This window comes from Lachnospira sp., from assembly GCF_016290755.1.
Taxonomy (GTDB): Bacteria; Bacillota; Clostridia; order Lachnospirales; family Lachnospiraceae; genus Lachnospira; species Lachnospira multipara.
Genome location: NZ_JAEEVD010000033.1, coordinates 20,019 through 28,510, shown reverse-complemented (window position 1 = coordinate 28,510; position 8,492 = coordinate 20,019). Strand labels below are relative to the sequence as shown.

The window sequence follows — 8,492 nt, the reverse complement described above, 5'->3', positions numbered from 1 at the left end:
TGTAAATAATGGTACAACGATTACATTTTATGCTATTTGGAAACCTATCTCATATACAGTTCATTACGATATGAACCTTGCAAATGAGGGACAAATTCCAGATAAGCGAGTTCGTTTTGACGAAACAATCAAAGCCCCAGATAGCGTAATTAGAGAAGATTATGAGTTTAGAAGTTGGCAAGTATATGATTACTCCCCTTCAATCCTAGTAATAATGCAATCTCTACCCTTAACAATACGACTTTGAACTCCCTTACATATAGGGCAGAGGTAGTTATTTTCTATGCTAGGTTTAAATTCTTTATTACAGATCTCACAAAAAGCCACAACATCTTGATTAGTTATGACAAGATTTGCATTTTCCAAAATAGTATCTTTCTTTGCCTTATCAAAGGCCTTTATCAAAAGCTCGTTTACACAAGCTGTCATTCTGCCGACTTCCACATAAACACTTGATACATTTTCTAAAGAATTCTCCTTACAAGCCTTAATAGCTTCGTCAACAATTCTTACACAATAACTCATTTCATGCATAGATACATTTCCCCCTTAAATAAGAATATCCAAATTATATAAAATTTCTTGCTATAAAACCAGTCATTATAACGATAAATCCCCTTCTCATAGACACTTCATTAGTTTTAGATAAGCTTCTTATCAAAAGCTTCAAAAGTCAGTTATTTTCAAAAATAATTGAATTCAAAGATTAAAAATAATATAATGTAATGTGAATTGACTTATAAAAAAATGTATTCTTAACAGAAAACATTTCTAAATAAAATAACAAATTAAGTCAAATAATTTTACGGGGGTGCTTATGGCGATAATACCATTCTTAATTATTTTTCCATTAGTTATAGCCATAATAATGTACTGTACTAGAATTAACAAAATCAGAAATGCCATAGCTTATTTATCAGCTGTTGTCATTATGGTTTCTGTTGGGGTTCTAGTATATCAATGGATTAGCAAAGGGATGGAAACAATCACTCTTTACTATAACACTGAGTTAGTTGATCACATTATATTAGCGGCTGAAATAGTACTAATGGGCGTTGTGACTTATCTGTCTTTTAAGTATAAAAAGGCCTGGGTAAGTTTGTTATCAATCTGTCCAACAGCTCTTATAGCCTATTACGAAATCTTCGGACCTGAAACACGCGAAGTTATTGGTCACATTTACATCGATTATCTCTCAATTTTAATGTGTATAATCGTTGGAATTATCGGAAGCTTAATTGTAGTTTACGCAGTGGGTTATATGCATGGTTACCATCATAGTCCACACCATAGTAATGTAGCTGATAGAAGATATTACTTCTTTGCTCTACTTTTCTTATTCCTTGGAGCAATGTTTGGATTTGTCCTATCAGAAAACCTACTCTGGATTGACTTCTTCTGGGAAATGACAAGTATTTGCTCATTCCTTCTTATTGGCTACACAAGAGAAGAAGAAGCTGTTAACAACTCATTTAGAGCATTATGGATGAACCTTCTTGGCGGTTGTGCTCTAGCTATTGCAATTGTTTATTTTGGATATACCTATGAAAATGTAGATCTTCATACCTTAGTTGCCATGGGTACAATCCAATCGAAATGTGCCGTAATTTGCGTTGCACTTATAGCCTTTGCAGCACTTACAAAAGCTGCGCAGTTACCATTCTCAACTTGGCTTATTGGCGCCATGGTTGCTCCAACACCAAGTTCAGCCTTGCTTCACTCTGCAACAATGGTAAAAGCTGGAATATATGTTTTACTTAGACTATCCCCTGCAATGTCAGGCACAATGACAGGAAATATGATAGCCTTCGTGGGTGGTTTTACATTTTTAATAACCTCCTTCATGGCCATAGCGCAGTCAGATGGAAAAAAAGTGCTTGCTTTCTCTACAATATCAAACCTAGGACTAATGGTGGCCTGCGCTGGTGTTGGTACATCTGAGACAGTTTGGGCAGCAATATTTTTAATGATGTTCCACGCAATTTCAAAATCTCTTCTTTTCCAGGACATTGGTGCAACAGAAAATGCCCTTGGTTCAAGAGACGTAGAAGATATGCATGGTCTACTTTATATGCTACCTAAGCTTGCAATCTTTATGTTTATTGGAATTGCCGGAATGTTCCTTGCTCCATTTGGTATGTTAATTTCAAAATGGGCAGCACTTAAGGCTTCAGTAGACGTAAGAAATATTATTTTAGTATTCTTTATCATTTTTGGTTCAGCTACAACATCATTTTACTGGACTAAGTGGATGGGCAAGATCATTAGCCACGGCCACTTAAACGGAACTCACGTGAAGGATAAGACAAAGAAGAATGAGATGATTTCTCTTACAATTCATGCAATCCTTATGATTGCCCTTTGTGCTCTCTTCCCACTAGTTTCCGAAACATTTGTTAACCCACTAGTTAATGAGATGTTTGGTAAATCTGAAAATGTATTGTCAAATCAGGTTTTATTTACATTAATTATCATTATCGTTGTAGTATTTGCAGTGCCATTCCTTGCTTACCTAAGTAGCAAGCAGCAAACACAAGATCTTAAGTTATCTTACATGAATGGTATAAACACAGGCGATAACAGAGCCTTTACAGATTCTTTAGGAAATGAAAAGACCCTTTGGTTGTCTAATTTCTATTTCCATAAGATTATCGGTTCAAGAAAACTTATGATGCCATCACAGATTTTTACTCTAGCAGTAATAGTTGTAATGATGTGTAGAATAATAGGAGGTGTGTTCTTATGATTAGAATAATTCTTACCATATGCTACATCCTTCTAGCTCCACTAATTGGCGGTTTACTAGATGGACTAGATAGAAAAATATCTGCGAGAATGCAGCGAAGAGTTGGTCCGCCACTTTTACAGCCCTTCTATGATGTATCAAAATTGTTAACTAAGAGAGAAACTGCTGTAACAAAATCACAGAATTTCCTTTTGATTTCTTACATGGTTTTAATGATTCTTACAGGAGCAATGTTCTTTTCAGGAACTGACATTTTAATGTGCTTCTTTGTAATGAGTACAGCAGCAACTTTCCTTTATTTTGCAGGCGTTGTAACAAGTTCCCCATATGCATCAATCGGTGCTCAAAGAGAGCTTTTATCCATGATGATTTACGAACCTGCAGTATTATTTGCCTGCGTTGGCTTCTACCTTGCAACAGGCAGCTTTAACGTAGCAGACATTGCTAGAAGTTCAGATAGTGCAATTATGTACTTACCAGGATTTTTCATAGCCTTTGTCTTTATCCTTACAATCAAGATGAGAAAGTCACCATTTGATTTAGCAACTTCTCACCATCCAAATCAGGAGATTGTAAAGGGTATAACATCAGATATCGGAACTAAGAATTTAGCTATATTTACAGTAACTGAGTGGTATGAAAATGTATTTTTAATGGCAGTTGTATCACTTTTTATTGTAAATGAAAATCCAATCAGCATAGTTGTTGCCTTAGTCGTAGTGTTATTAGTATATTTTCTTGAAATATTAATTGATAATGCTTCCGCCAGAGTAAAATGGCAGACAATGCTTAAAACTACATGGGTAGTGACTTTATTTACTGCTGGAGTTAACTTAATAATTCTTATGATTATAAAATAATGGAGGTTGACATGGGAAAAGGATTAAAATCACCTTGGCTTCTCCACTATGATGGATCTAGCTGTAACGGATGTGATATTGAAGTTTTAGCCTGTCTGACACCAGTTTATGACGCAGAAAGACTTGGCGTTATAAACACAGGTGATCCACTTCAGGCAGACATTTTAGTAATAACAGGCGGTGTAAATGCACAAAACGAAGCCACAGTAAAACAGTTATATGAGCAAATGGCAGACCCTAAGGTGGTAGTTGCTATTGGCGTATGTGCCTGTACAGGCGGCGTATTTAAGGAATGCTACAACATCAAAGGCGGCGTAGATACTACAATTCCTGTGGATGTCTATGTTCCTGGATGCGCAGCAAGACCACAGGCAATTATTGATGGCATTTTAAAAGGCATCGAAATTTATAACCAAAGAGCAGAAGCTCTAGAAAGAGAACTTGAAGGAGGAATTGCATAATGGATGAGACTGTTGAATTAAAGACTAACGACAAAGTGCGCCAGCTCTCAAAAATTGAGGAAATTCCAGCAAGTGACTTACTTGAGAGATGTCTAGAATTAAAGCGAGAAGGTTTGAGATTTTCCCAAGCCTGCGCAGCCTATTACGAAGATAAATTTCATTTAACATATACATTTTCAAATTACGAAACTCTTGAAGCGCTATCTTTAAGGGTTGTAATTTCGCCAGATGAAGAGATTCACTCCATTACTGAATTTATTCCGGCAGCGCTTTTTTATGAAAATGAAATGAAGGAAATCTTCGGTGTCAAAATCAAGTTAATTACTAACGATCTTGACAATAAGCTCTATAGAATAAACGTGGAGGCGCCACTTGGTGTACCACAAGAAGAGAAGAAGGAGGAAGAAAACAATGGGTAAACGTAGCGTTATTCCTTTCGGCCCTCAGCATCCCGTACTTCCTGAGCCAATTCACCTTGACTTAGTTGTAGAGGATGAGAGAGTAATTGAAGCAATTCCTTCAATCGGCTTTATTCATAGAGGTTTGGAAGGTTTAGTAAAGAAGAAGGATTTTAATACCATGACTTATGTGGTGGAGAGAACCTGCGGTATTTGTAGTTTCCAGCATGGAATGGGATATTGCGAGACTCTTGAGCACATTATGGATGTGGAGGTCCCTGATAGAGCGAAAATGCTTAGAACTATCTGGGCTGAACTTAACAGAATGCACTCACATCTTCTCTGGCTTGGTTTACTAGCCGATGGTTTTGGTTTTGAAAATCTTTTCTATCAGTGTTGGAGAATTCGTGAGAAAATTCTTGACCTACATGAACTTACTGCAGGTGCGAGACTCATTTTCTCCGTAAATACAATTGGCGGTGTCAAAAGAGACATCGACGAAGATAAGCAAAGAACAATTCTTGAGACCCTTAGTGAGGTTGAAAAGGAACTTAAAGTTATTGAAAAGACTTTCTTTTATGATTACACAGTTGAATCAAGACTTAAGGGTGTAGGCATTCTTTCAAAGGAAAAGGTGCACGAACTTGGCTGTGTTGGTCCATTTGCAAGAGCTTCAGGCCTTGCAGTAGATTTAAGAAAGCTAGAATATGCAGGATATTCTAAGATAGATTTTGAGCCAATTACAAGTAATGATTGCGACTCGTATGCTAGATGTTATGTGCGTTTAAAGGAGCTTTACCAGTCAATTGACATTATTCGTCAGGCTATTGCAAAGCTTCCAGCAGACAAGACACTTAGCACTCCAGTTAAGGGAAATCCTAACGGCGAGTTTATTATGAGAGTGGAGCAGCCACGTGGCGAGGCCTTCTACTATGCCAAGGCAAATGGTACTCCATACCTAGACAGAATCAGAGTAAGAACTCCTACATTTGCCAATATTGCAGGCCTTTGCGAGATGTTAAAGAACACAGAGCTAGCCGATGTTGGTTTACTTGTACTTACAATTGATCCATGTATTAGTTGTACCGAAAGATAAGATTTTGTTTAACAAAATCTGGAAACAACAAATACAGAAAGGAGTAGATATGGCTATTTTACAATTTGCTACACAAGCATTAAAAAATCTATTTCTTCCCCCTGTAACAACTAGCTATCCAGCTAGTGAAATTCAGTACCCAGAGGGTAGTAGAGGCCATGTAGAAATCGACATCGACAATTGCATTTCTTGTGGTATGTGTGTTCGTTCATGTCCAAGCAATGCCCTTGCCGTAGACAGAGCTAATGCCACTTGGTCAATTGATAGATTTGACTGTGTAGCCTGCGGATTTTGCGTAGATAAATGTCCTAAAAAATGTTTAAAAATGGTGGTGGGTTATCAAACACCTGAATTTGAAAAGAGCGTTGCTACTTATAAGAAATCCGAGGAACAGCTTAAAAAAGAAGCAGAGGCAAAGGCTGCCGCAGCAGCTAAGGCCGCTGAAATAGCAAAACAGAAAGCCGAAGCCGCAGCAAAAGCTAAGGCAGAGGAATAAACATAAACATAAACGGGGAGGGATTTGATGCATACACTTTATAGCTTAAATGTTACTGGACTTGTACAAGGTGTGGGCTTTCGCCCATATGTAGAGGAACTCGGCAACAAACTAAACCTGAAAGGAAGTGTATCCAACATTGGTGGTCAAGTCCTAATTAAAATATTTGATGATAAAAAAGGACTCGATATCCTTAAAGAAAATCTATCAAAGCTATGTAAAAATAACACAGTTTTGCCAGGTTCAAGGGTCGACAATATTTTAATTAGCACAGAAACTAGCAATGAAAATCCTCCCCGTAATTTTTTTATTAACAACTCTCTAAACATCCACGATAACATTCGTTTCATTCCCGTGGATTACGCAACCTGCGACAAATGCAAAAGCGAACTTCTTGATAAAAATAACAGAAGATATCGCTATCCCTTCATTAGTTGCGTGGCTTGTGGTCCAAGAATCACCATAATTAATGAGCTTCCCTACGACAGGGAAAACACTAGCATGAAGGACTTTCCAATGTGTGAGGCCTGCGAAACTGAGTATAAGACTTTTGAAAATATAAGACATTACGCTCAGACTATCGCTTGCCACGACTGTGGTCCTATTCTAAAGTTTTATGCAAAAAAAAGAAACGAAATTAATGGCCTAGTGGAAGATTATAAACTTGAAAGGGAAGATGCATTTTCAAAAGCTGTTAAAGAAATAAAGGCAGGAAAAGTGCTAGCCGTCAAAGATATTGGCGGATACCACTTTGTTTGTGATGCAAAAAATGTCAAGGCCATTAGGAAAATGCGCCAAGTAAAGGCACGTGAGAAAAAAGCCTTTGCAGTCATGTTTCCTGATGTTAAGACAATAAAGAAACTCGCTTATGTTTCAGAAAAAGAAGCAGAGCTTCTTGAATCTAATGCAAGACCTATTGTGTTACTTAGAAAGAGGGAAGAGATTGGCAGTGACACTGTTAGTTTTGGCTACAACTTATCTGAGGAAATCGATGACAATGCCATAAGACTTGGGGCAATGCTCCCTTCAAATCCTTTGCAGATTTTACTAATGCAGGAGTTTGATTGTCTAATTATGACAAGTGGAAATCTTGCGGGAGAGCCTATAATTACAAGGGATAAAGACATTTTCGATCTTGTAAAAAATGGACAAATCGACGGAAGCTTATATAATGAAAGAGAGATAATTAATCCATTGGATGACTCTATTGTAAAGGTCACAAAGCTTGATAATAGAGAGATAACGCAGATTATAAGGAGGGCTAGGGGCTATGTTCCTAACCCAATTAAGATAAATAAATTTTTGAAAAATGATTACTACGCAGCAGGGGCAGATTTAAAATCCGTCTTTGCTCTAGCAAGAAAAAACTATGTAACTTTAAGTGGCCATTTTGGTGACTTAGACGACTATGAGGCAAGGAGGGCAAAGGACAGGGCTAGAAAGATTTTCACAAAGCTACTAGACCTAAAGCCGGAGAGTTTCATAGCGGATAGGCACCCAGGCTACTATTCAAACAAAGATACCAAGATTTTGGCAAATGAGGCAGGCACTAAAGCCCTTGAAATTCAGCATCATCACGCCCATCAGGCCTCAGTTATGGCAGAGCATTCACTATCTGAGTGCATTGGCATTGTTTTAGATGGCACTGGCTATGGAAATGATGGAAATATCTGGGGCGGCGAGTTCTTGTACTGCAAGGACACTGATTTTAGGCGCTTGGGACATTTTGACTATTTAGAGTTAATTGGAGCTGACAATGCCACAGTAGATATTGATAAATCTGCCATGGTGGCAATGATTCAGGCAATTAATGCAAAGCTAGTGGATGAAGAGCTTTTGATTAATCATCCTTGCTTTAAAAAATATATCAACTCCGCAAGCCTTGATCTTTTAAAGGCTGCGCTAAAAGAGCACATAAATTCTTACAAGACTTCTTCTGTTGGAAGGCTCTTTGATATTGCGGCGGTGATTATGAACATTTGCCAGAAAAATAGTTACGAGGGCGAGGCAGCTATGAAGCTAGAAGCCCTTGCCACAAGGTATTTTGAGAGAATTGAAAATTTAAATCCAGCCATAATTCCTGTAATAGTAAAGGAAATCAATGGTGAGATTTTAGTGGATAGTAAGGGCTTTATGTCCGATTTATTCAAATTATATATTGCCGGTGCAAAAGTGGATGAGCTTGCTTTTGAATTCCACAACTCTCTTGCAAAGGCCTTAGTTAGCGTGGCTATTGCCATGCGTGATAAAACAAATTGTTCTGACATTGCCCTATCCGGGGGCTGCTTTAATAACAGCTTGCTGCTTAAACTTCTAGTAACTAGACTAGAAAAAGAGGACTTTAAGGTTTACCTAAATGAGAAGGTGCCTTGCGGTGATGGCGGCATTGCCCTTGGCCAGATTTATCTAGGGAATTAGGTTATTTAGTAACTTAG

Annotated in this window: 8 protein-coding genes; 7 read left to right on the top strand and 1 reads right to left on the bottom strand. The window is 37.7% G+C overall.

All coding sequences use genetic code 11. The annotated features are described in order from the left end of the window. Positions 1-189: 189 nt before the first annotated feature. Positions 190-534 (bottom strand): hydrogenase maturation nickel metallochaperone HypA/HybF, encoded by a 345-nt coding sequence (locus QVA17_RS08685; protein WP_051195431.1) that lies wholly within the window; start codon positions 532-534, stop codon positions 190-192. Between the two features lie 283 nt (positions 535-817). Between QVA17_RS08685 and QVA17_RS08680 the strand changes: the two genes are divergently transcribed. From QVA17_RS08680 to hypF, 7 genes are read left to right on the top strand one after another with little or no spacing between them, the layout of a single operon-like run. Next, the gene (locus QVA17_RS08680; RefSeq protein WP_287388001.1) at positions 818-2,746 is read left to right on the top strand and encodes an NADH-quinone oxidoreductase subunit 5 family protein; all 1,929 of its coding nucleotides are present in this window, start codon (positions 818-820) and stop codon (positions 2,744-2,746) included. Continuing rightward, positions 2,743-3,606, top strand: a complete 864-nt coding sequence (locus QVA17_RS08675; RefSeq protein WP_287387998.1) for an NADH-quinone oxidoreductase subunit H — start codon at positions 2,743-2,745, stop codon at positions 3,604-3,606. The genes QVA17_RS08680 and QVA17_RS08675 overlap by 4 nt, the downstream gene beginning before the upstream one ends. A gap of 11 nt (positions 3,607-3,617) precedes the next feature. Then, positions 3,618-4,067, top strand: coding sequence for an NADH-quinone oxidoreductase subunit B family protein (locus QVA17_RS08670; protein WP_287387995.1), 450 nt, complete (start codon positions 3,618-3,620; stop codon positions 4,065-4,067). Further along, positions 4,067-4,486, top strand: coding sequence for an NADH-quinone oxidoreductase subunit C (locus tag QVA17_RS08665; protein WP_287387992.1), 420 nt, complete (start codon positions 4,067-4,069; stop codon positions 4,484-4,486). Before QVA17_RS08670 ends, QVA17_RS08665 begins: the two co-directional genes overlap by 1 nt. Next, positions 4,479-5,561, top strand: coding sequence for a hydrogenase large subunit (locus QVA17_RS08660; protein ID WP_287387989.1), 1,083 nt, complete (start codon positions 4,479-4,481; stop codon positions 5,559-5,561). Before QVA17_RS08665 ends, QVA17_RS08660 begins: the two co-directional genes overlap by 8 nt. A 49-nt stretch (positions 5,562-5,610) precedes the next feature. Continuing rightward, positions 5,611-6,057, top strand: coding sequence for a 4Fe-4S dicluster domain-containing protein (locus QVA17_RS08655; protein ID WP_074522235.1), 447 nt, complete (start codon positions 5,611-5,613; stop codon positions 6,055-6,057). A gap of 27 nt (positions 6,058-6,084) precedes the next feature. Further along, positions 6,085-8,475: a carbamoyltransferase HypF gene (hypF, locus tag QVA17_RS08650; RefSeq protein WP_287387985.1), complete on the top strand. Its 2,391-nt coding sequence runs from the start codon at positions 6,085-6,087 to the stop codon at positions 8,473-8,475. Positions 8,476-8,492: the final 17 nt, after the last annotated feature.

Coding starts and splice junctions, on each gene's coding strand:
- QVA17_RS08660 (WP_287387989.1), top strand. CDS start 4,479: ATGGGTAAACGTAGCGTTATTCCTTTCGGCCCTCAGCATCCCGTACTT.
- QVA17_RS08685 (WP_051195431.1), bottom strand. CDS start 534: ATGCATGAAATGAGTTATTGTGTAAGAATTGTTGACGAAGCTATTAAG.
- QVA17_RS08665 (WP_287387992.1), top strand. CDS start 4,067: ATGGATGAGACTGTTGAATTAAAGACTAACGACAAAGTGCGCCAGCTC.
- hypF (WP_287387985.1), top strand. CDS start 6,085: ATGCATACACTTTATAGCTTAAATGTTACTGGACTTGTACAAGGTGTG.
- QVA17_RS08670 (WP_287387995.1), top strand. CDS start 3,618: ATGGGAAAAGGATTAAAATCACCTTGGCTTCTCCACTATGATGGATCT.
- QVA17_RS08680 (WP_287388001.1), top strand. CDS start 818: ATGGCGATAATACCATTCTTAATTATTTTTCCATTAGTTATAGCCATA.
- QVA17_RS08655 (WP_074522235.1), top strand. CDS start 5,611: ATGGCTATTTTACAATTTGCTACACAAGCATTAAAAAATCTATTTCTT.
- QVA17_RS08675 (WP_287387998.1), top strand. CDS start 2,743: ATGATTAGAATAATTCTTACCATATGCTACATCCTTCTAGCTCCACTA.